Here is a 22,847-nt window from a genome sequence, read left to right as displayed (position 1 = left end):
ATAAGGGCATGGAACCGACCGCCCCTGCCCTCGTCACCGCTGCCACCCCTGCCGCTTACGCCACCGCCGCATCCGGAACCACTGCCGTACCCCGCGTGTGGTCGCTGCGCCTCATGCTGTTGCTCGCCTTCGCCGGCCTGACCCTCGGCCTGACGCTGATCCTGACCTTCCTGGTCGGCCGCACCGAGAGCCGCGTGCTGCGCGAGGAGATCGGCCACGGCATGGCCACCACGGCGCGACAGATGGAGCAGCAGTTCTCCGCCGCGTTGCTGGAGCGCTACCGCGACGTGCTGCAGGTGTCGGCGCATTCGCTGTTCCACACCAGCAAGCCCGACCGCAAGGAGCAGCGGCAGGCGCTGGAGGCCTTGCAGGCAAGCTTCCCGGCCTACGTGTGGATCGGCGCGACCGACGCCAGCGGCAAGGTCATGGCGGCCACCGGTGGCCTGCTGGAGGGCGCCGACGTGTCGGCCCGCGACTGGTTCCAGCGCGGCCTCAAGGGGCCGGCCATGGTGGATGTGCACGAGGCCAAGCTGCTCGCCAAGCTGGTGCCGGGCCCGGCCGATGGCAGCCCCCTGCGCCTGCTGGACGTCGCCATGCCGATCCACGACGAGCAATGGCAGCTCGTCGGCGTGGTGGGCGCGCACTTCAGCTGGGAGTGGGCACAGGCGCTGCGCGACCGGGCACTGGAACCGGCGCGCGAACGCGCCGGCCTGGAGATGATGGTGCTCAACGCCAGCGGCGAAGTGCTGCTCGGGCCGCCGGAGACGCTGGGCAGGTCGATGCGCGAGGAGCTCAACCAGATCGCCCTGTCGCGCGGACGCGACTACGCCGTGGTCGCCGGCAACGATGGCCGCGAGTACCTGATGGCCCAGGCCGCCGGCAGCACCAGCGCCGCCAGCCCCGGCCTGGGCTGGGTGATCCTGCTGCGGCAGGACATCGGCAACGCCTTCGAGACGGTCGCCGACCTGCAGCGCCAGGTCGCAGCGGTGGGCGCGCTGGTGTTCCTGCTGGCGATGCTGCTGTCCGCCCTCCTGTCGCGCCACCTCGCCGGCCCGTTGCACCGGCTGGGCCAGGCCGCCGACGCGCTGCGCGAAGGCAGCCGCCGCGACATGCCGCTGATGGACGACTACCGCGAGGCACAGCGCCTGTCGCGGGCGCTGAAGTCCTTCGGCGAGGAAATGGAGGCACGCGTCGCCAACCGCACCGTAGCGCTGGAAGAGGCCAACGATGCCCTGCGCGCGGCGATGGAGAAGGAGGCCGAGGTCAGCCTGCAGCTACGCGAGCGCGAAGCCCTGCTGCGCCGCAGCCAGGACGAACTGCGGACCATCGCCGACAACCTGCCGGTGATGGTCGGCCATCTCGACACCGGGCTGCGCTACACCTTCATGAACGAGACCTTCCGCGTGTGGTTCGACGTCGACCCCGACACCAATGTCGGCCAGCCGCTGGGCCACATGTCGGGCGGCCTGTTCGACACCACCCTGTACGCCCATGCCACCGAGGCACTGAAGGGCCGGCGGGTGGATTTCGATCTCGATGTCGTGTTGCGCGGCGAGAACCGGCACCTGGCCCTGAGCTTCATCCCGCACATGGAAGACGGCCGGCTGCTGGGGCTCTTCGCCATGGCGCATGACGTCACCGACAGCAAGCTGCGCGAACAGGTCCTCTCCGAGCAGGCCCTGTCCGACACGCTGACCGGGCTGCCCAACCGCCGCATGCTGGAAGCCCAGCTGCCGATGGCCATGGCCCGCGCCCAGCGCAACGGCAAGCCGCTGGCAGTGCTGTTCCTCGACCTCGACGGCTTCAAGAACGTCAACGACCTCTACGGTCACCCGGCCGGCGACGCGGTGCTGCGCCAGTTCGGCGAGCGCCTGACCGACTCGGTACGTCGCAGCGACATGGTGGTACGCCTGGCGGGCGACGAGTTCGTGCTGCTGCTGGAGAACTTGCAGTCCGGCGCCATCGACGCCTGCACGATCGCCGACAAGGTGATCGCCGCCATGGAGCAGCCTTTCGATCTGGGCGACGGCATCCACGCCACGCTGTCCACCAGCATCGGCATCTCGCTGCATGCGCCCGGCGAGGAGACCTCACCGGTCAACCTGATGCACTTCGCCGACCAGGCCATGTACGCCGCCAAGCAGGGGGGCAAGAACCGCCGCGTGCTGTCCGGCGAACTGGGCCTGGGGCTGGGCCAGATCGGCTGAGTCGCGCGCCCTCAGCCGCGGCGAGCGGCGCCGCGCTCAGGAGCCCGGTGCGCCGAGGCGGAAACCGGGATTGAGCCAGTCGGCATGGTCGAAGTCCTGGTCGGTCAGCGAGTCGACCACCAGCTCCAGTTCCTTCACGCCCTGCACCGGCACGTTGACCGGCACCGCCTGCTGGCCGCTCTTCACCACGCCACTGCGCCACAGGGTGTGGCCATCACCACGCACCTCGAAGGCCACCTCGCCGCCGGGCGCCTCGTCGTCCAGCCCGACATAGGCGGTGAAGCTCTGCGCCCTTGCCGGGACCGGCAGGGTGATGGTCGAGGGAGCATGGGTGCCGACACCACGCTCGTAGGCACGGCCCGCCACCAGCAGGTTGTTGTCGTCGGTAGAGCGATCCATGCGCGGATTGCCGTAGCCCTGGCTGATCTTCACGCCGCTGAGACGGTTGAGATCGATCCACTCGCCATCCATCACCCGCCGCTCGGCCTGGCTCTTCAGGGTGTGCATACCCCACAGGGCGAACAGCACCAGCACGACGGTCATCAGCCAGTAGCCGATGTCCTGCGCGGGCATGCGGCGCAGCGGAGCGATGAGGCGGTCTTGCAAGGGGGAGAACATCGGGGCGGACATCGGCGTTACTCCGGTGGTAGAACTGGGAAAGGCCGCATGCTAGCGCCTGCCGCGCGCGGTGGAGGTTGCGGCGCGGCAAACGGCCGGGCGACGGCAGGGACAGGCTTGGGGCGCACCTCCCCGGGAAAGCCTCACACCGCCCCCAGCATCGCCTCGAAGGCCAGCGCCACCTGGCTGACCGGGCGGCGCGGCAGGCGCAGGCGGAACAGCGGACGGGTGATCGCCTCGCCCACCAGCGGCAGGCACATCACCAGGCCCATCGCGAGCTGGCCCTCGGCGCACACGCGGGGGACGAGACCCAGCCCGGCACCGGCGGCGACGGTCTGCACGATGGCCTCGTTGCTGCCGACCTCCACCGTCTGGCCGTGGTCGATGCCGAGCTCCGCCAACACGCGCTCGGCCACCTCGCGGCTGCCGGAGCCGGGTTCGCGCATGACCCACACCTGGTTCTTCAGCTGCGCCGGCTCCACCTGTTTGGCACGGCTCCACGCCGACTGCTTCGGCGCCACGACCACCATCTCCTCGCTGCGCCAGGTGCGCGACTCCAGCCGATCGTCGTCCACCGGGCCTTCCACCAGCGCCACGTCCACCTCGCAGTCGAGCAGCCACTGCGCGACGTGCTGGGTGTTGCCGGTGCGCAGGGTGATCTGCACCTGCGGATGCTCGCGGTGGAAGGTCGCCACCAGCGGCGGCAGCCAGTAGGTGCCGATGGTCGTCGAGGCACCGATGGTCAGTCGCCCGCGTTCCAGCGCGTAGTAGGCGCGCACCGCCTCGGCGGCTTCACGTTCCAGCGCGAAGATCGCGCGGCCGTAGTCGTACAGCACGCGACCGGGATCGCTGGGGCGCAGCTGCTTGCCGCCGCGCTCCAGCAACACGGTGTCGAGCTGGGACTCCAGCTCGCGCACCGCCTTGGAGACGGCGGGCTGGCTGATGTCCAGCACCTCGGCAGCGCGGGAAAAGCCTTGTTGTTCGACGACGGTGACGAAGACGCGAAGCAGATGCAGGTTCATGGGTGGCCTTGAGTGAAAATGCCTGTAAATAACCCTTGCTTATCGGAATGGGGATTCGATTCCCTCTGCTCATACGATAGCCAAGTCGCTCCGGGGTGCCAAGCGGCGTTCGTCACCGCCCCATTGCACCACTTCCGCACCCCCGCCCGGTGCATCGCGGCACCGCAGGCTTATTCCCGCAAATACGGAGATTGATATAAATCAATCATTTATTCGTAGAAGGGTCTAGCGGATCGCGTGGCATCATGGTTGCTTAATAGAACCTGTCATAACAGGTTGGATGCGGAGCAATCGACATGGTGACCAGCAAGACCGGCAGAAGCAGGGCCAATGCGGGAACGGATGCAGCGGGGGACGCGCAGGCGGACACCCCCGCTTCAGTGATCCTCCCCGGCGCAGGCGAAACCCTGGTCGCGATGTCGCCGGTGCCGCTGCACAGCCAGATCCGCGAGATCCTGCGCGCGCGCATCCTCGACGGCAGCTACGCGCCGCATTCGCAGATGCCCTCGGAGAGCCAGATGATGGCGAGCTTCGGGGTCAGCCGCATCACCATTCGCCAGGCGCTGGGCGACCTGCAGAAGGAAGGCCTGATCTTCAAGGTGGTGGGCAAGGGCAGCTTCGTCGCAAAGCCCAAGGCCTTCCAGAACCTGTCGCGCCTGCAGGGCTTCGGCGAGGCGATGGCACCGGCCGGCTACGAGACCTTCTCGCAGCTGCTGTCGGCCCGCACGGTCGCCGCCAGCGACACGGTGGCCGGCCACCTGCGCTGCACGCCCGGCGAAGAGGTCTTCGAGATCCAGCGCCTGCGCTACCTGAACCGCGAGCCGATCTCGGTGGACGTCAGCTACTTCCCGCAATCGCTGGGCGAGCGCCTGGCGAAGGAAGACCTCGCGCGGCGCGACATCTTCGTGATCCTGGAAAACGACTTCGGCCACCCGCTGACGCATGCCGACGTGCAGATCGAGGCGATCCTCGCCGACGAGCTGCTGGCCCGCCAGCTGCGCATCACCGAAGGCTCGCCGCTGCTGCGCATCGAGCGCCTCACGTACGCCCACGACGGCTACCGCGAGCAGCCGATCGACTTCGAATACCTCTACTACCGCGGCGATGCCTTCCAGTACCGGCTTCGCATCGATCGCACCTGACCCTCACGCCACCCGCACGCACCCGTCGCAACGGAGAACCCACATGAAACGCATCGACCTGGAATTCGACTTCGTCGTCATCGGCGGCGGCACCGGTGGCCCGATGGCCGCGGTGAAGGCCAAGGAACGCGACCCGTCCCTGCGCGTGCTGCTGATCGACAAGGCCAACGTGAAGCGCAGCGGCGCCATCTCGATGGGCATGGACGGGCTGAACAACGCGGTGATTCCCGGCCACGCCACGCCGGAGCAGTACGTCAAGGAAATCACCGTCGCCAACGACGGCATCGTCGACCAGGAAGCGGTGATGGCCTACGCCGCCAACAGCTTCGCGATGATCGAGGAGCTGGACCGCTGGGGCGTGAAGTTCGAGAAGGACGAGACCGGCGATTATGCCGTCCGCAAGGTGCACCACCTCGGCAGCTACGTGCTGCCGATGCCGGAAGGCCACCACATGAAGAAGATCCTCTACCGCCAGCTGAAGAAGGCGCGCGTGGAGATCACCAACCGCGTCGTCGTCACGCGCCTGATCACCGGGCCGAATGGTGAGATCGCCGCGGTGATGGGCTTCGACTGCCGCACCGCCGACATCTACGTCATCCGCTGCAAGGCCGCCGTGCTGTGCACCGGCGCCGCCGGCCGCCTGGGCCTGCCCGCCTCCGGCTACCTGATGGGCACCTACGAGAATCCCACCAACTGCGGCGACGGCCATGCCATGGCCCTCCACGCCGGTGCGGATCTCGCCAACCTGGAATGCTTCCAGATCAACCCGCTGATCAAGGACTACAACGGCCCCGCCTGCGCCTACGTCACCGGCCCCTTCGGCGGCTACACGGCGAACTCGAAAGGCGAGCGCTTCATCGAGTGCGACTACTGGAGCGGCCAGATGATGCTGGAGTTCTACAGCGAACTGCAGAGCGGCAACGGCCCGGTGTTCCTCAAGCTCGACCACCTCGCGGAGGAGACCATCCAGAACATCGAGACCATCCTGCACACCAACGAGCGCCCCAGCCGCGGCCGCTTCCACGAGAAGCGCGGCAACGACTACCGCAGCGAGATGATCGAGATGCACATCTCGGAGATCGGTTTCTGCAGCGGCCACAGCGCGTCCGGCATCCATACGAACTCGCGCGGTGAGACTTCCGTACGCGGCCTCTACGCCGCCGGCGACTGCGCCAGCGTGCCGCACAACTACATGCTGGGCGCCTTCGTGTACGGCAAGCACTGCGGTGACAACGGTGCCGAGTACTGCGGCAGCGTGGAACGTGCAGCGCTGGACGAGGCCGCCGTCGCTGCCGAAACGCAGCGCATCCTCGCGCCCCTGCAACGCGCCGACGGCCCGACACCGTTCCAGATCGAATACAAGACGCGCCGCCTGGTGAACGACTACCTCCAGCCGCCGAAGATCACCCGCAAGTACCACATCGGCCTCAAGCGCCTGGAAGAAGTGCGCGAGGACATCCAGAGCATGCGCGCCGCCAACCCGCATGAACTGATGCGCGCGATGGAAGCGCACTCCATCCTCGACTGCGCCGAGATGGCCGCCCACGCCTCGCTGTTCCGCACGGAGAGCCGCTGGGGCCTGTACCACCTGAACGTCGACCACCCGCAGCGCGACGACGCCAACTGGTTCTGCCACAGCCTGCTGTCGCGCGGCGCCAACGGCGGCTATGCCATGCGCAAGAAGGACATCGAGCCCTACATCGTGCCGGTGGAAGACGAGGAACGCGACGCCTACAACCGCATGCGCATTCCGCGTGCCGCCTGACACGTCGACAGAACGAGAGGAACAGAAATGACTATCGCCATCACGCTCACCCAGGTTCCCGTCAAGGTGGATGAAGAGAAGTGCATCGCCGAGAAGGGCTGCACCGTCTGCGTCGACGTCTGCCCGCTGGACGTGCTCGCCATCGACCTCGTGAAGAAGAAAGCCTTCATGCAGTTCGACGAATGCTGGTACTGCCTGCCCTGCGAGACGGACTGCCCGACCGGTGCGGTGCACGTAGACATTCCGTACCTGCTTCGTTGAGCACATACATGTCCGTCGTTCCTGCCCTTCTACGTGCCCAAGGCGAACCGGCTACGCCCGGGCAGGTACCCGGCGGCTTTGCGCTGTCGGTGCGCAGGACCGCACGGAGCATCTCGAGCGGACCAGATTCCAGAACCTCGTCGTTCCCGCGAAAGCGGGAACCCAGTGCCGTTCAACGGCCGACAACGACGCTGGATTCCCGCTTCCGCGGGAATGACGGGTTTCCAGGGAATTGACCATAGAAAAGAGCACTGGTTGAGCGCAGGTCGGCAGACCGCGAACAACTGCCAAGGAGAATTGAATGCTGGACCTGAACCTGCAGGACCGCCTGCAACATGAAGACGCCGAAGTGCGCCGCCTCGCCGTCATGGAGCTGCCCTACAGCGACGAGGACGACATCGTCCCGCTGTTGCTGCCGCGCGTGACCGACACCGACCCCGGCGTGCGCGCCGAAGCCGCAAAGGCGCTGGAAGGCTACGAAGAAATCGAAGTGGTATCCGCCCTCGCACCGCTGCTGCATGACCCGGTGCCGGAAGTCCGTGCCGCCGCCGGCGTGGTGCTCGCCGAACTGAAGCAGGCCTCCGCCGCCCCGCCACTGCTGGCCGTGCTATCGAACCCGGACGCAGAGGTCCGCACACTTGCCTTCCGCGCCCTGCGCGCGCTGCGCGTCGCCGAGTCCTTCACCCCAGCAATGAACTCGCTGCGCGACCCGGACGCCGGCGTGCGCCGCGAGGCCGTGGGCGTGCTCGGCTACCTGAAGAAGCCGGAAGCACTTGGCGAGTTGGCTGAAGTCGCCGCCCACGACCCGGAAGTCGAAGTGCGGCGCATCGCGGTGGGCGCGCTGGCTTACGCCAGCGAGGTCAGCGTGCTGCCCGCACTCACCCGCGCGCTGGGTGACAGCGCCTGGATGGTGCGCGAGGAAGCGGCACAGACCATCGGCAAGCTGCGCCTCGGCCCCGCCGTGCCGGAACTGGTTCGCGCGATGCAGGACGACTACTGGCAGGTACGCGTGAAGGCCGCGCGCAGCCTCGGCTGGCTGAAGGCCGAGGCCGGCCTGCCGGTGCTGGTGGAGGCGCTGTCGCACGATCTGTCCAACCTGCGCAAGGAAGCGGCGATCGCGCTCGGCGAGATCGGCGACCCGCGTGCGATTGCGCCCCTGGAGATTGCCGCCAACGACCCGGACCCGGACGTGCGCAAGCTGGCGCGCCTGGCGCTCACGGCGATAGACATCGCTCAACGGAAGGGGTGAAGAACCAACGACGGGTAGGTTGGGCTGAGCGACAACGACTTGTGCTGAGCCAAGTCGAAGCAAGCCCAACTCAGTGCGCAACGAATCAATGTTGGGCTTCGCGCCGCTCAGTCCAACCTACGCTCCGATTCATACATGTAGCCCGCAAGCGCACTTGAACAACGCATTACGCAGCACCGGCCCGCCTGCACAGCGCAGCGCATGCGGGGACGCCGAAGGTGGCATCTGACTTGCTAAATGCAGGACATAAAGACGTGTCCCGCTCATCCCTTACTGGAGAGTCACATGACACCCGCCCTTCGCCACGCTGTACGCCGCTTCACCCTCGCCCTGCTTCCTGCCTGCGCGGGCCTGTTGTTCGCCACCGGCGCGCAGGCCCGCACCGAAGTCATCATCGGCATCGGCACGCAGAACACCACCACCAATACCGTCACCGGCGGCATCGTCATCAAGGAGATGAAGCTGCTGGAGAAGCACTTGCCGAAGACCGGCAAGTACGCGGACATCGACTTCAAGCTCGACTGGCAGAACTTCACCTCCGGCCCGCCGGTCACCAACGGCATGATGGCCAAGAAGCTGCACATCGGCATGATGGGGGACTACCCCTTGCTGGTGAATGGCGCCACCGGCCAGCAGCAGACCGGCAACGAGACGCAGCTCATCGCCATCATCGCCTACAACGCGCTGGGCTCCGGCAACGGCGTGGTGGTGCATAAAGATTCACCCTATTACCAGCTCTCCGATCTCAAGGGGAAGCTGGTGTCGGTGCCTTTCGGCTCCGCGGCGCACGGCATGATGCTGCAGGCCATGCAGACGCGCGGCTGGCCGGACACCTACTGGGACCTGGTCAGCCAGTCGCCGGAAGTCGGCACCACCAACCTGCAGGAGAAGAAAATCGACGGTCACGGTGACTTCGTGCCCTTCGCCGAGCTGCTGCCCTACCGCGGCTTCGCCCGCAAGATCTTCGACGGCGCCGAGACCAAGGTGCCGACCTTCCACGGTGTCGTCGCCCGCAAGGACTTCGCCACCGAGTATCCGGAAGTGGTGGTCGCCTACATCAAGGCCCTGATGGAAGCCAACGACTGGGTGCGCAAGAACCCGGTGCAGGCCGCCACGAAGATCGAGGAATGGACGAAGATCGAAAAGGAAGTGGCCTACATCTACCTCGGCCCCGGCGGCATCCACACGCTGGACCCCAGTATCAAGCCCAAGTGGCTGGAGACCATCGGCGTCGCCCACGGTGTGCTGAAGAAGCTCAACCGCGTCGGCGACTTCAACATCAACGCCTGGGTGAACGAGAGCTACCTGCGGCAGGCCTACAAGGAGCTGGGTCAGGACTACGACAAGGCGAAGACCAGCTACGCCAACTACGAGCTGTCCGGCACCGACCCGCTGTGCAAGCTGCCCATCGCCAAGCCGCGCGATGCGGGTGAAGTGTGGGTGGAAGGCGGCGGCGTCACCGCGCACGCCTCGCCGGTGTGCACGCTGTCGGCCATCAGGTCGGCCGAGAGTGGCGGCAAGAAGGTGAGTGCCGCCTATGTATATGACGACGTGCTGGACATCAAGGTGTTCGCCGACAAGGCCTTCTACGCGGTGAATGTCAGCGATGCCAAGAGGCCGGTGGTGCTGCCCTTCCTGCTGAAGAAGGATGCCGAGGCACGCGCCGCCGCCATCGGCGGCAAGCTGGCCACCTACAGCGAGGCCGTCGCCGCGCTGGCGGCGCTCAAGTAAGGGAGGGCGGAGGCATGCAAGCGAGCAATCTGCGCATCGTCGAGGAAGAACGGTCCGGCAGCGACTTCGTGGCGTCCCCGGCGGGACGGGAGCACCACCCCAACCCGCCCACGCTGGCACGCACCGAGGACGTACTGCGGGCCGCCCCGCGGCCACCGAGCGCGGCCTTGCCGCCTCCGCCCTCTCCACCGTATTTCCGTTTGCTTGCCTGGGCGCGCCACCACCTCCTGGGCTACGTTCTGGGCGCCTGCTCACTGGTCGGCCTGGTACTCATATGGCATCTGGCGACGAAGTACAAGCTGGACTTCTACATCCGCTTCACCAACATCCCCACGCCCGGCGAGGTGATGGACAAGGTGGCACAGGTGACGCAGAGCAAGCGCTTCGGCACCCACGTGGTGCTGAGCCTGCGCCGCATCTTCCTGGGCTTCGCGCTGGCCGGCGTGGTCGGCATAGCCCTGGGCCTGCTGATCGGCCGCTACAAGCTGATGCGCAGCCTGTTCTTTCCGGCACTGGAAGCGCTGCGCCCCATCCCCGCCATCGCCTGGGTGCCCATCAGCATCATGCTGTGGCCGGACAACGAGGTGAGCATCGTCTTCATCACCTTCATCGGCGCCTTCTTCCCCATCCTGCTCAACACCGTGAGCGGCGTGCAGGCGGTGGACGGCGTGCTGCTGCGCGCCGGTCGCTGCCTCGGGGCGAAGGAAGGCGCGCTGATGTGGCACGTCATCCTGCCCGGCGCCGCGCCGCAGATCTTCACAGGCCTGGCCGTCGGCATGGGCGTGGCCTGGGTATCGCTGATCGCCGCCGAAATGATCTCCGGCCAGTTCGGCATCGGCTACTACACCTGGGAAGCCTACTCGCTGATCACCTACTCCGAGATCGTGCTCGGCATGATCACCATCGGCCTGCTGGGCCTGCTGTGCAGCGGGCTGATCCGCGTGGTCGGCAAGGCCGCGATGCCCTGGCTGGCGTTTTGCACGCAAGGAGGCGAGCGATGAGTGCTACAACTTCCACCGCCACGCGCGGCCACATCGCCATCCGCGATCTCACCGTGCGCTACGCCCAGCGCGGCAGCAGCATCGACGCCGTCAGCAACGTATCGCTGGACGTGCAGCCCGGCGAGTTCGTCTCCGTCATCGGACCATCCGGCTGCGGCAAGTCCACCCTGCTAAACATCGTCGCCGGCTTCCTCAAGCCCAGCGATGGACAGGTGCTGCTGGACGGCGCGCCGATCAAGGGGCCGGGCGCCGACCGCGGCGTGGTGTTCCAGCAGTACTCGCTGTTTCCGTGGATGAGCGTGCGCAAGAACGTGGAGTTCGGCCTGAAGATGCAGGGCGTGTCCGCCAACGGGCGCACCGCCGCCGCACGCACGCTGCTGGGGCTGGCCGGCCTGCTGGCCTTCGAGAACCACTACCCCGACCAGCTCTCCGGCGGCATGAAGCAGCGCGTCGGCATCGTGCGCGCACTCGCCACCAGCCCGCAGGTTATGCTGATGGACGAACCCTTCGGCGCCCTCGACTCGCAGACCCGCGTGGTGATGCAGGAAATCCTCACCAACATGTGGCAGCAACTGCGCCTGTCGGTGATGTTCATCACCCACGACATCGAGGAAGCCGTTTTCCTGTCCGACCGCGTCTACGTGATGACCGCCAGACCCGGCCGCATCAAGGCCGAGATTCCCATCCCGCTACCGCGCCCCCGCACGCCGGACATGACCTCGTCCCCCACCTTCCTCGCGCTGGTGCGCCAGCTCAAGTCCCTCATCCGCGAAGAGAGCCTCGCCGCGATGGGTGGCGAGCTGGGCTCGCGCGGACTGGAAGGCTTCGACAATACGCTGGCCGGCGAAGGCATGCAGGCCGTGCTATGAATCGCGCCCTCTGAACACCGACATGCAGGCCACGACTCTCGACATGACCCCGACGGACATCGCCGTCCACGACGACACACTGCGCATCCGCTGGCAGGACGGCAGCGAAACCAGCCTCAGCGTCGCCACCCTGCGCCGCGCCTGCCGCTGCGCCTTCTGCGAGAAGGACCGACGCGAAGGGCGCGAGCCCGTGGTGGCGGACGGCTTGCGTATCCGCGAAATCCGCCTCGTCGCCGACAAGGCTATGAACCCGGTGTTCAGCGACGGACATGAGCGTGGCATTTACCCCTGGGACTACGTGCGCATGCTGTAAGAAGACATCCGGCGCATTGCGCTACGCTTAATGCGCCGTACGCGATCCAACAACCCGAGCTGCGGGTGGATGGGGCTTTGTTCTACGTAATCAAGACTCCAGAACCAACCAACTTGGCTCTGAGGTTGGTTACTGCTTCTGGTGGAATTTTCCAAAGCCAAAGAGATGTGCCGTCAAGGCTGTTCAGCGTTGATAGTGATTCTGATCGGGCAACGTTCTCTAGTACATGATCCCCGGAGACCGGCGCGGCCAACTGTGCGGCATTAAGCACAAGGTACGGATAGATATCTCTAAGCTTGCGCAGCCTCTCTTTCGGCGGGGCCGCGTACCACGCATTTAGCCGCCGACTGTCTTCTTGGCTGACAACACCACCATCCAACCCTAGAACATGGAACTCCGGTTTCTTCTCAGCGGGCTGAGAGAGTGCGTAACCAAAGTCCCATGAGTTCAAGCAGACAAGAGACTGAAGAACATTCTCGAAAGCACTACCTCCGAATTCCAAGAGACGCTCTTCCAGTGCCAAGCAAAGCAACGTCTCACCTGTGTCTTTCACGTACGCTAACGAAGCGGAAGCGAAACTATCGTAAGCAGGCTCATCGCTCTCCGCTGGATTGGCTACCAACGACATCACGTGAAGGTCAGAAAAGCCCGTCCTCAGGGCTTTGGCGTGAGTACGTCCGCCATACTTTGTGAGATTGCCTCTATAGCCAGCGCCTTCAGCAGCAAAGTATGTTGGCGTGATTCCAGCCGCCTGAAAGACGGCAAGAACAGAGTCGTAGAATCTGTTGAAGCCCTCAGCCCCTGGATGAGAGGCTGAGTAGCTGTAAAGGCCGATGGCCCAAGCGTTTGGCATCACTTTTCTGCCATTTACGGTTTTCGGTGGGAGCGAATTTACTGCTACTTTCAGCGACACCGGTGTGTAGGGTTTTGCTCGAATCTGAGCGCCCAGTGGTGTACAGCGCAATAGCCGAAGGGTTGTGCGCCGGCTACCTACGTGCTCGCACGGGCATTCCCGGATTCGAAGGGCTCAGCCAAGGCATCATCAAAACGCTCGCATCTAAAATGCGAACGGCCACCCTCAGATGGCCGTTATGCACCCTACAGCAGAACCGCTTTACTTCACGATCTCGATCAGCTCGACCTCGAAGTTCAGCGTGGCCTTGGGCGGGATCGGGCCCTGGCCGTTTTCGCCGTAGGCGATGTCGGCAGGGCAGACCAGGCGGGCCTTGCCGCCGACCTTCATCTTCTGCACGCCTTCGGTCCAGCACTTGATGACGCCATTGAGCGGGAATTCCGCCGGGGTGCCGCGCTTGACGGAGCTGTCGAAGACTTCGCCATTGGTCAGCGTGCCGGTGTAGTGCACCTTCACCTTGTCCTCGGCCTTCGGCGTGGCGCCGGTGCCGGCCTTGATCGGGATGTACACCAGGCCGGAGGCGGTCTTCTGGGCGCCCTTTTCCTTGGCGGCCTTGTCGGCGAAGGCCTTGCCCTCGGCGGCGGCCTTGTCGGCGATGACGGAACGACGGCTCATGGCCAGCGCCTGCACCTTGGGCAGGTAGACCTCCATGTCGACGGCGGGCTTCTTGCCGGACAGGCCGTCGGCCATGCCTTGCTTGACCACTTCCTGCTCGGCCGGGCTCAGCGTGAACTGGCCGGCGGGGCGGGCGAGGGCCTGGCCCAGCGCGTACAGGGTCTTCTGGTCTTCGGTCATCTCCGCGGCCAGCGCGGAGAACGAGATGACCGCCAGGGCGGCCGTGACAGCGATACGTTTCATGGTGTGTCCTTGATCAGGTAGCGCATCAGTGGCGCAGTTGTCGGGTCTTGTTCTTGTAGCGCCCGGCAGCATACCCGAAGCTGCCGGGCGTGATCGGATCGCGCGTTCAGCCCTCCTTGCGGCCGAAGCGGATGTCGAGCGAGGCCAGGCTCCGGTCGAGCGCGACGGTGGCGGGAATCTGGCTGGAAGTGGGGCCCCACAACTGGCGCGGGCCCGGCGAGGCGAAGCAGTCGCGAGCCGCCCAGTCGTCACGGCGGCTGACGAAGTAGCGCATCGCCGCGCCGTCTACCTTGACCAGTGCCTTCTCGATGACGAAGGCATTCTGGCCGTGGCGCTTCTCCACCGTCAGCATGCCGGTGAGCGGCAGCGCCAGCGGCTGGCCGCCGCGGGCCAGGTGGCCGATGGTGGCCATGTAGCCGGTGTGGCCGCCCAGGATCAGCGACGCGGCGGTGAGGCCGAGGTTGTAGCAGTAGGCGGCGTCGAACAGCGTGGGCGCGCCGCAGCGGCCCTCGTAACCGAAGAAGTGGGCCTGCGCGGCGAAGGGCACGTCCGGCGCCTCGGCGGCCAGCTTGGCGCTCACCATGTCGATCAACAGTTGCTCGGTGGCGATCAGCGAGAGCTGCAGGTTGCCGTGCGAGTCGCGGTCGGCCAGCAGCTCGTTCTGCAGGTAGCCGGGCAGGCTGGCGAGCAGCCTGGCGTGCGCCGGCGTCAGGGTGCCGACGATGCGGCCGTGACGTTGCTCGGCAGACAGGCCCGCGAGATCGGTGGCGTGGGCCAGTGCGTCGTTGAGTGCCTCGATGAGATCGTGCATCTCGGGCACGAAGTCGATCAGGCCTTCCGGGATGAGCACGATGCCGTGATGGATGCCGGCGTCTGCGCGCGCCAGGATGGTGTCGGCCACGCGCTGCACGATGGCGGCCAGCGACCAGCCTTCGCGCGCCGCCTCTTCGGAGATCAGGGTGAGCGCCGGGCGCGTCTGCAGGGCCACTTCCAGCGTGACGTGCGACGCCGCGCGGCCCATCAGCTTCACGAAGTGCCAGTACTTGCGCGAGGACAGCGTATCGCTGGCGATGTTGCCCACCAGTTCGCCATAGATGCGCGTGGCGGTGTCGAAGCCGAAGGAGATCGGCAGCAGGTCGCCGTACTGCAGGTCGCCGTCGATGGTCTTGGGCACGCCGATGACCTGCACGCCACGGCCATCCGCATGCACGTTGGCGAACAGGGCCTCGGCCAGCAGTGCGGCATTGGTGTTGGAGTCGTCGCCACCGATGATGACGATGGCGTTGATCGACTGGTCGGCACAGACCTGGCGCACGGCCTCGATCTGTTCCGCGCTGCGGATCTTGGTGCGGTCGGTACCCAGGAAGTCGAAACCGCCGGTGTTGGTGATGCGGGCGATGTCCGCGTCGCTGATCTCGAACAGCTTGCCCTTGAGCAGGCCGCCGGGGCCACCGCGCACGCCCAGCAGGGTGCAGGCCGGGGCCAGCAGCCGGTGCAGGCCCACCAGCACGTTGTGGCCGCCAGCCGCCGGGCCGCCGGAGAACAGCGCCGCGACGCGCAGGCCCTTCGGCACGGCGCCCAGCACGCCGCTGGCCTCCAGCACACGGGTGCCGTTGCGGGTGGTGCAGCGGGGGTATTCACCCTGCACCAGGGCGTCGCCGCCGGGCAGGCTGTCATCGCCCGGCCAGAAATTCGGCACACGGGGGGCGGCAGGATCGCCGAAAGCGCCGGAGATCGGCAGCGGCAATTCACGAACGGCGTTCTCGAAGGGGGAGCGGCGCTCCTCCATGGCGGTCAGCAGGTCAGTCAGGGCAGCCACGATGTCTGTCTTCTCGTTGATGGGGTAGACCCGCATTTTGAGCACGATGAGGTGGATTTGTCAGTAGGCGTGGTCCCGTTCTGCCCGCCCGTATGCCGTTCCGGCCGGCCGCAAGCAGCCACCGGGCGCGATCTGGCGAGGGCCGGACCAAAAGAAAGCGGCCTGCCCGGATCGCAGGCAGGCCGCAGGGGAGCCGGGGCGATCGGCCCCACTCCCGGTTACTCGTTGCCGCTCAGTCTTCGAACATGGCGTGCGGAATGAGCTTCCACAGCTCGTCCTGGCTGGCACCGGCGATCGCTGCCTCGATGATGCGGCGGCCCAGCGGGTCCAGCTCCGGCACCAGGAAGGGCTTCAGCTCGCGGGCGAAGAACTCGCGCCACTGGCGGGCACCTTCTTCGTACACCTCCGCGCCGCAATCGCTCTGGCGGGTGATGTCGAGGAACATGCGCGGGATCATCGTGCCTTCGATCTGCATCTGCTTCGGCACATGGCCCAGCAGCGGCAGCGCGGCGTCGGACAACTGCTCGCGACGGAAGCGTGCGCCGCCACGGCGCGCCAGGTATTCGCGCGCCACCCACTCGGCCATGAAGCCGACCTTCCAGGCGCCGACGTACTGGTTGGGGATCAGCACGTAGCGGGTGTCCGGGTGGTCGACGATCTGGCGCAGCAGCAGGTTGGCCTGGTCCACGCGGCGACCGGTGCAGAAGGCCCAGTACGAACCCACGCCCTCGCTCTGCATGCCCTTGGAATCCTGGATGCTGGGATTGGCGTGGCCGCGCGGCGCGACCAGACGCCACAACCAGGCCAGCGCCGGGTTGAGGACGTGCAGCATGCCGACAATGCCGTACTGCGGGCTGTCCTTGTGCGTGGGCGGACAGCGCACGCCGAAGCTGCGCACGTTCACCGCAACCGGGCCCTGGCCGATGTCTTCCACCATGTCGCGCGGGATCACCACGCGCGGGTTCGGGCAGGGCTTGCCGGGCGCGTCCTCGACGTGTTCCCAGATCAGGCACTGGCCACCGGGCACCGCGTAGTGGTTCAGGAAGATCAGCGGGCGCTCGGGGTGGATGCACAGGCGCTCCAGCTGCGGCGCGGTGCCGTAGCGGGTGATGTGGTCCACCCGCACGAACCAGCCGTGCTCCGCGTCCAGGATGCGCAGCTTGCGCTGGCCGTTGTTGAGCAGCGGATGCGCCACCGCCATGTCGTCGGCCAGCGGTTCCAGGTGGCAGGCCTCCGGCAGCACCAGCGTGCGTTCCTCGCCGGTGATGACATTGCGGCCCAGCAGCAGGCGGCCGTCATCCATGCGGTGGATGTGCTCGGTCATCTCGCTCTTGCCGCCGCCCGAGGCACCCTCGTGCATGATGACGAGGCTGTTGTCGTAGGGCGTCACCACGCGCACCGCGGCGCAGTGGTTGGTGGTCCAGCCCTCGCGCTCGCCGATGTCCAGCAGCAGGGAGTACACGCCCTTCTTGGCGCTGGGGCCGGGGTACAGGTTGTAGGCGAAGATCTCCTGGTGCGTCTCGCAGCGCGCGTGCACTACCACTTGGCGACCGTCGAAGTGGGTATGGCGGAACGGCGGTGCCACGAACAGCACGCCGGCATTCAGGCGGAAGCTGGCCGGCACCGCGTTGCCGGGAATCATGCCCTGCAGATCGGCCATCGCGGCGGCGAAGAAGCCTGCTTCCTTCGGGCAGATCAGCAGCGCGCCGTAGCCGAGTTGCGGCGGGCCGGCGTTGAAGGGCACCACGATCAGGTCGCGACCCTTCAGCCAGTCCAGGGTCTGCTGGCGGGTGCGGTCGAAGCGCTCGCCGAAGCGGGTCTGGTAGGTCGGCTTGTCGGTCGGCAGGTCGTCGCCGATGACCATCGCGTCCGGGTCGCGGCGGCGCAGCTTGGGATCGGTGAAGTTGATCGCCAGGCCGTTGCGCGCCTTGGTGACCACCGCCTCCGTCACCTCGCCGAGACCGGCCACGTCGAAGACCGCGCGGTACTCCGCCTTGTCGTCGCGGTTGCCGGCGCTCCAGTCGGTGCTGCCGGCCTCGCGGCCCAGCGCCCAGTCGAGCAGGTCTTCGCGGCAGGTCGGCACGAAGAGTTTCGGCGCCGCACCCAGCACTTCGATGACATGCGGCGGCAGGCCCAGCTCGGCCCAGTCGCGGGCGAAGTCCAGGGTAGCGGAAGCGCTGTGCGCGCTCGGGTCGGCGACGTGGTCCATGGTGGGCGGCCTTGGTTTGCTAGGGTTTGCCCTAGGCTAACGCTGGCCGTCCGAAGAAAACTTGATCGTGCTTAAGCTTCGTGGGGCTTAAGGACGCGAGCCGGCACCGCTCGCGTCGGTAGAGCGGGCATCGGGCTCCCTGGTCTTCAGTGCCGGTACCCACGGTTCGAGGTTCGTGAACAGCCCGCTGCTTGAACCATCAAGTCCCTGAACCTGCCGGCACGAGGCAGGAGCTCCTTTCAGGCTGTCGCAGTCGAGGACTCCCGCATCGGAACCATCGGGAATGATCACCAGTGCGCCGTCAATCCGGGAACCGTTGGTGTGCTTGCGGATCAGCTCGCTGGGAATGGCCGGGGCGAGAATGCTGCGCGCGAGCGCATACGACTGCGGCATGTTCGATGGCCCAGTTGAGTCGCCGTAGTACATCGCGCCGCGGATCAGTACCGCGGTGATGCCGTCTTTCGTCGGCGGCATGAACCGACGCTCCACTCCAGCCGCCAGCAGTTGCTCGCAACCGCCGGAGCACACACCATCGAGTACGACACGCACTTTCAGGTCACCCAGGACGTCCGCCGTTGCGTAGATCGCGTTCATATCACCACCCGCGACTCGACGCAGCACGAACGTACGCACACCCTGCTCATACGCCGCCTTCAGACGACGCCCGTCGGGGTAATCCATCGACCCTCCGAGCACCGCCACATCTCCCTGTACCTCCACCGTCAGCGCCTGCGCGGGCAGCGACAGCAATTGCAGACCCGTGGCCAGCAAGGCCAGTCGGGCAATTCCCCCAAAGCTATTCTTCATTTTGATTGTCCAAAACAGAGTTCGTCATCTCGCAGTTTGCGCATGGCATGAACTGCGGGCGCGAAGCCTATCAGGACGCACACGGGCCGGGTGCTGCAATGCCCGGCGGGCCGGGAATTGCGCACGCCCTGCTCCGCTAGTTGTGCTCGCTCGGCCCCATGATGACGATGCCCTCGGTCTTCTCCACGTGGCGCACGAAGATGTACTTGTCCTCGCGTCCGTCGCTGTGTTTGCGGCGGATGTCCGGCTGCACGGTGCCGGCAACCTTGGCGACCACCACGTAGGGTTCCTGCGCGGCGAGGCCAGCGGCGCAGTGGGCGTCGAACTCCTCCACCGTGCGCGCGGTGTGCGCGTTGGCGATGCCGGCGCCGCGCGCGATGGCCGCGATGTCGACGTTGCCGAAGGCGGTGTGCGTCGGTGGGCCGCCGATGGACTGGTAGCACTCGTTGTCCCACACCACCACGAAGAGGTTGGCCGGTTTCTCGTTGCCCAGCGTCGCAAGGATGCCGAGGTTGAACATCATGCCGCCATCGGTATCCAGCGACACGATGCGACGATGCGGCAGGCCGACGGCGAGGCCGAAAGCCTGTGGCGTCACGCAGCCCAGCTGCTGCTGGAACAGGCTGGCCTCGCGCATGTGCGGCGCGGCGTTGTACCACTCGTCCACGCTGGCGCCCAGCGACAGGATCACCAGCTCGTCCTTCAGACGGGCCGCGAGGGCCTTCATGCAGTCATAACGTTTCATCGCACGATGCTCCCGCCCAGGACGATGGCCGAGTGGTAGTAGGCGGCGTAGGACCAGTCGAAGGCATGCGCGATGGCGCGCTCGATGTCTTCCTCGTCCGACACCACCTTGTAGGGAATGCGCATGGCATTGAGCAGCGGCTCCATGGTCATGCCGTGCGGGATGGCCCACCAGTTGTTCTCGCCGAGTTCGCCGCGATAGCTCATCAGCATCACCACCGGGATGCCGGCGCCCATGCCCATGCGCGCCAGTGGCTCGATGGAGGCGCGCAGGCCGGAGTTCTCCATCACCAGCGCGCCCCGCTTGCCGGACAGGAACAGGCCGCCGCAGATGGCCGCGCCCTCACCTTCGTTGGTGACGCGGATGGTGCGGATGTCCGGGTCGGCATCCAGCGCCGGGTACAGCTCCTTGAACAGCGAGTCCGGCAGGTAGCAGACGACGCTGACGCCAGCGGCCTTGAGGCCGCGCAGCACCGCGTCGACAGCGGATTGCTTCATGTCATTTCACCTTGTGTGGGTAGCAGGGAGGGCCGCTCAGCGCGACAGCTCGACCTTGGCCGTGCGGTAGAGGTCCACGCACTCCTCGTGCAGCACGTCGGTGACCAGGTTCAGGTTCCAGCCCACCATGTCGGCGAAGCGCTCCACCGAGTAGTCCTTGAAGTTGAAGGCCAGGGTGGCGAGCTGCTTGATGTCCTCGTTGCGCGCGCCGAGCACCAGGGTCTGGATGCCGGCGTTGAGCACCGCGCCCAGACACATCGGGCAGGGCTCGCAGGTGGAGTAGAAGACCGCGCCGGGAATGCGGCGCTGGCCCAGCTTCTGCGTGGCCATCTTGATGGCCAGCGTTTCGGAGTGTGCCGTGGTGTCGGAGGTCGACACCTTCAGCGAGCGGCTCAACACCACCACCTCGCCGTTGAGCACCACCGCGGCGCCGAAGGGTTGCTCGCCCATGGCGGCGCCGGCCTTGGCCTCGGCGATCGCCATCGCCATGAATTTCTCGTGTTCGTTCTGCATGCTCTGCTGTGCTCCTTGCCGTCGTCGGCAAACGGTTCAATCGGTATGCGGTGTGATGACGGCACCGGCCGGCCCTGGCCGGCGCCATCGGGAAAGAAACTTCAGTTGGCGAGGGGCGGCAGCACCCGCTCCGCTTTCGGCGGCAGGAAGCTGCGGTTGAAGATCTCGCCGACGGCGGGCTTCTGCTTCAGTTCGTAGGCCGCGGCGATGGTGTCGATGGAAGCCGCGAGGCGGCTGTCCTTCAGATCGCCCAGGCCCAGCTCGGCGGTCTCCGGCGTGTACATCTGGTGCTTCAGCATGTAGAGCATGCGTTGCCGCTCCAGCTTCGCATCGGTCAGCGGCTCCACCGTCTTCAGGGAGGCGATGCCCTTGTCCGGCGCGACGGCGATGTCGCGGATGGCGCGGTGGATGGCGCGCAGCAGGCCGCGCACCGCCTCCGGCTTCTCGCGCAGCAGCTGCGGCGACACGAGGATGCCGTTCGAATACACATCGAGGCCGTGGTCGCTGTAGAAGAACCAGTTGAAGTCCTTCTCCGGGTCCAGCCCCATCGCGATGAAGTTCATGTAGCTGGTGGCGCCGAACTGCGCGACCGCGTCGGACTCCTTGCGCACCAGCAGTTGCTCGATGAGGTTGGGCGCGGCGTTGTTCACCTTCACCTTGGCGGCATCCACGCCATTCTTCTGCGCCAGCGCCGGGAACAGCTTGAAGGTGGCCGAGCCGGCCGGGGTCAGGATGGTGCGGCCCTCCAGTGCCTTCAGCGTGGTGATGCCGGTGTCGCGGCGCGCGATGATCGCGAAGGGCGCGCGGTTGTACAGCAGCGACACCATCACCGGCGCCTTGCCGGGCTGCTGCGCGGCCATCTGGATGCTGGCGTTGATGTCGCCGAAGCCGGCGTCGTAGGTGCCGGTCATGATGCGGGTCACCGCTGCGGCGGAGCCATCGCCCTGGTCGATCACCACGTTGAGGCCCTCTTCCTTGAAGTAGCCGGCGTCGCGGGCGTAGTAGAACCAGGAATGCGGCCCCTGCGCCTTCCAGTCGAGGATGAAGCGCACGTTGACCGGATCGGCCGCGACGGCAGCGGTGAAGGCGGAGGACAGGACGAGCGCCGCGCCGAGGAAGGCTGCGCGCAGGCGTTGGAACGGTTTCATGACGGGTCCTTCGGGGAAAGAGAGGGACCTCCGGGCGTCGCAGGGCGGCGGTGCCATACACGTTTCCATCGGGGACCGGCGTCATTGCCGTGTATGAGCCGCATTCTAGGAGCCGGCTTTCCATTCGCGATAGACGGATAAAATCGAACAGCTTGTTGCCCATCGAGCAACATGTCGTCTGAAGGAACACGCACATGGATCTGTATCGCCTGGGCCTGGTCTCGACGCGGCTGGAGTACTTCCAGGCCGTGGTCACGCACGGCTCGATCCGCCGCGCGGCACAGTTCCTCAACGTCGCGCCGTCGGTCATCAGCCGCAGCCTGCGACAACTGGAGGAGGACCTCGGCGCGCCGCTGTTCGAGCGCGTGCGCCAGCGCCTGCACATGACCAGCGCCGGCGAGACGCTGGCGTACCACGCCCAGGCCAGCAGCCGCGCGCTGAACCAGGCCTGCGCCTTCATCGACGACCTGCAGGGCCTGCGGCGCGGCCGTGTCAGCGTGGTGGCGGTGGAGAGTGCGATGCGCGGCCTGTTGCCGGACGTGCTGTCGGCCTTCTGGGAACGCCACCCGAATGTCAGCGTGAGCCTGCGTACCGCCGGCTCACGCGAGGCGCTGGAAGCGGTGGCCGCTGGCGACTGCGATCTCGCCATTGCCTTCGACGTACGGGTGCCGCGCAACGCGCGCCGGCTGGCCGCCGCCACGACGCATGTCGGCGCCCTGCTGCGGCCGGATCACCCCAGGGCCGGGGAAGCCTCGGTACGCCTGCGCGACTTCACCAACCAGCATGTGTTGCTGGCCGACGTACAACTCACGCTGGGGCGTCTCATCGACGAACTGGCCGCCGACGAGGGCATCGGCTTCCAGGTGCGGGCGCGCACCAACTCCATCGACGAGCTGGTGGCCTTCGCGGTGCGCGGCCACGGCATCAGCTTCCAGACGCGGCTGGGCGTGACGCCGGAGCTACGCCGCGGCGAGCTGGTGTTCGTGCCGCTGCAGGACAGCCGCCTGAAGCCGCGCCGCCTGATCCTCGCCGCGGCCGGTCAGGGCCGCCAACCGGAAGCACCGGCCGCGCTCGCGGCGATGCTCAGCGACAGCGTGGAGGCGCTGCACGAGGGCTGAGCAACCGACCTGGAATCCCTGACAGGATGAAGCGAAGCCGAC

21 protein-coding genes are annotated in these 22,847 nt (G+C 66.5%); 10 read left to right on the top strand and 11 right to left on the bottom strand.

All coding sequences use genetic code 11. From position 1 onward, the window contains the following. Positions 1-8 precede the first annotated feature (8 nt). A complete protein-coding gene (locus VVD47_RS13430; RefSeq protein WP_327603984.1) occupies positions 9-2,207 on the top strand; it encodes a diguanylate cyclase domain-containing protein in 2,199 nt (732 codons plus the stop codon). 36 nt (positions 2,208-2,243) lie between these two features. On the opposite strand, the gene VVD47_RS13425 is transcribed toward VVD47_RS13430, so the two are convergent. Beyond that, positions 2,244-2,837, bottom strand: a complete 594-nt coding sequence (locus VVD47_RS13425; RefSeq protein WP_327603983.1) for an NPCBM/NEW2 domain-containing protein — start codon at positions 2,835-2,837, stop codon at positions 2,244-2,246. A gap of 131 nt (positions 2,838-2,968) precedes the next feature. Next, positions 2,969-3,847: a LysR substrate-binding domain-containing protein gene (locus VVD47_RS13420; protein ID WP_327603982.1), complete on the bottom strand. Its 879-nt coding sequence runs from the start codon at positions 3,845-3,847 to the stop codon at positions 2,969-2,971. Between the two features lie 380 nt (positions 3,848-4,227). Between VVD47_RS13420 and VVD47_RS13415 the strand changes: the two genes are divergently transcribed. The 8 genes from VVD47_RS13415 to VVD47_RS13380 all read left to right on the top strand — a co-directional run bounded on the left by VVD47_RS13415 (position 4,228) and on the right by VVD47_RS13380 (position 12,178). Beyond that, on the top strand, positions 4,228-4,989 hold the full coding sequence (locus tag VVD47_RS13415) for a GntR family transcriptional regulator (RefSeq protein ID WP_327603981.1): 762 nt from the start codon (positions 4,228-4,230) through the stop codon (positions 4,987-4,989). Positions 4,990-5,032: 43 nt separating this feature from the next. Next, on the top strand, positions 5,033-6,754 hold the full coding sequence (locus VVD47_RS13410; protein ID WP_327603980.1) for a fumarate reductase/succinate dehydrogenase flavoprotein subunit: 1,722 nt from the start codon (positions 5,033-5,035) through the stop codon (positions 6,752-6,754). Between the two features lie 27 nt (positions 6,755-6,781). After that, positions 6,782-7,015, top strand: a complete 234-nt coding sequence (locus VVD47_RS13405; RefSeq protein WP_327603979.1) for a 4Fe-4S dicluster domain-containing protein — start codon at positions 6,782-6,784, stop codon at positions 7,013-7,015. A 301-nt stretch (positions 7,016-7,316) separates the two neighbouring features. After that, positions 7,317-8,264 (top strand): HEAT repeat domain-containing protein, encoded by a 948-nt coding sequence (locus tag VVD47_RS13400; protein WP_327603978.1) that lies wholly within the window; start codon positions 7,317-7,319, stop codon positions 8,262-8,264. 285 nt (positions 8,265-8,549) lie between these two features. Then, complete coding sequence (locus VVD47_RS13395; RefSeq protein WP_327603977.1) at positions 8,550-9,995, top strand: ABC transporter substrate-binding protein; 1,446 nt, start codon at positions 8,550-8,552, stop codon at positions 9,993-9,995. Between the two features lie 14 nt (positions 9,996-10,009). Beyond that, positions 10,010-10,996, top strand: a complete 987-nt coding sequence (locus tag VVD47_RS13390) for an ABC transporter permease (protein ID WP_327603976.1) — start codon at positions 10,010-10,012, stop codon at positions 10,994-10,996. Beyond that, complete coding sequence (locus tag VVD47_RS13385) at positions 10,993-11,865, top strand: ABC transporter ATP-binding protein (RefSeq protein WP_327603975.1); 873 nt, start codon at positions 10,993-10,995, stop codon at positions 11,863-11,865. The genes VVD47_RS13390 and VVD47_RS13385 overlap by 4 nt, the downstream gene beginning before the upstream one ends. Positions 11,866-11,887: 22 nt before the next feature. Beyond that, positions 11,888-12,178, top strand: coding sequence for a DUF971 domain-containing protein (locus tag VVD47_RS13380; protein WP_327603974.1), 291 nt, complete (start codon positions 11,888-11,890; stop codon positions 12,176-12,178). Positions 12,179-12,260: 82 nt separating this feature from the next. Here VVD47_RS13380 and VVD47_RS13375 read toward each other — a convergent pair whose 3' ends face one another. From VVD47_RS13375 to VVD47_RS13335, 9 genes are all read right to left on the bottom strand, one after another. Continuing rightward, on the bottom strand, positions 12,261-13,091 hold the full coding sequence (locus tag VVD47_RS13375) for a hypothetical protein (protein WP_327603973.1): 831 nt from the start codon (positions 13,089-13,091) through the stop codon (positions 12,261-12,263). 201 nt (positions 13,092-13,292) lie between these two features. Further along, positions 13,293-13,949, bottom strand: a complete 657-nt coding sequence (locus tag VVD47_RS13370; protein WP_327603972.1) for an FKBP-type peptidyl-prolyl cis-trans isomerase — start codon at positions 13,947-13,949, stop codon at positions 13,293-13,295. Positions 13,950-14,055: 106 nt separating this feature from the next. Further along, positions 14,056-15,768, bottom strand: a complete 1,713-nt coding sequence (locus VVD47_RS13365) for a diphosphate--fructose-6-phosphate 1-phosphotransferase (protein ID WP_327603971.1) — start codon at positions 15,766-15,768, stop codon at positions 14,056-14,058. 232 nt (positions 15,769-16,000) lie between these two features. Beyond that, complete coding sequence (locus tag VVD47_RS13360) at positions 16,001-17,977, bottom strand: DUF4914 family protein (protein WP_327603970.1); 1,977 nt, start codon at positions 17,975-17,977, stop codon at positions 16,001-16,003. An 87-nt stretch (positions 17,978-18,064) separates the two neighbouring features. Continuing rightward, positions 18,065-18,784 carry a hypothetical protein gene (locus VVD47_RS13355; RefSeq protein ID WP_327603969.1) on the bottom strand — a complete coding sequence of 240 codons (720 nt, stop codon included), beginning with the start codon at positions 18,782-18,784 and terminating at the stop codon, positions 18,065-18,067. A 136-nt stretch (positions 18,785-18,920) separates the two neighbouring features. Next, positions 18,921-19,529 carry a thiamine pyrophosphate-dependent enzyme gene (locus VVD47_RS13350; protein WP_327603968.1) on the bottom strand — a complete coding sequence of 203 codons (609 nt, stop codon included), beginning with the start codon at positions 19,527-19,529 and terminating at the stop codon, positions 18,921-18,923. Continuing rightward, on the bottom strand, positions 19,526-20,026 hold the full coding sequence (locus tag VVD47_RS13345; RefSeq protein ID WP_327603967.1) for a thiamine pyrophosphate-binding protein: 501 nt from the start codon (positions 20,024-20,026) through the stop codon (positions 19,526-19,528). Before VVD47_RS13345 ends, VVD47_RS13350 begins: the two co-directional genes overlap by 4 nt. A gap of 36 nt (positions 20,027-20,062) precedes the next feature. Continuing rightward, the gene (locus tag VVD47_RS13340; RefSeq protein ID WP_327603966.1) at positions 20,063-20,539 is read right to left on the bottom strand and encodes a nucleoside deaminase; all 477 of its coding nucleotides are present in this window, start codon (positions 20,537-20,539) and stop codon (positions 20,063-20,065) included. A gap of 101 nt (positions 20,540-20,640) precedes the next feature. Next, entirely contained in the window at positions 20,641-21,687 is a 1,047-nt protein-coding gene (locus VVD47_RS13335; RefSeq protein WP_327603965.1) for an ABC transporter substrate-binding protein, read from the bottom strand. 194 nt (positions 21,688-21,881) lie between these two features. Here VVD47_RS13335 and VVD47_RS13330 point away from each other — a divergent pair, with 194 nt between their 5' ends. Beyond that, positions 21,882-22,805, top strand: a complete 924-nt coding sequence (locus tag VVD47_RS13330; RefSeq protein ID WP_327603964.1) for a LysR family transcriptional regulator — start codon at positions 21,882-21,884, stop codon at positions 22,803-22,805. The last annotated feature ends 42 nt before the right edge of the window (positions 22,806-22,847 follow it).

It is taken from the genome of Uliginosibacterium sp. H1 (genome assembly GCF_036017065.1).
Lineage (GTDB): Bacteria > Pseudomonadota > Gammaproteobacteria > Burkholderiales > Rhodocyclaceae > Uliginosibacterium.
Note: the sequence above shows the minus strand (reverse complement) of the source record. Positions and strands in the feature narration are given on the sequence as shown.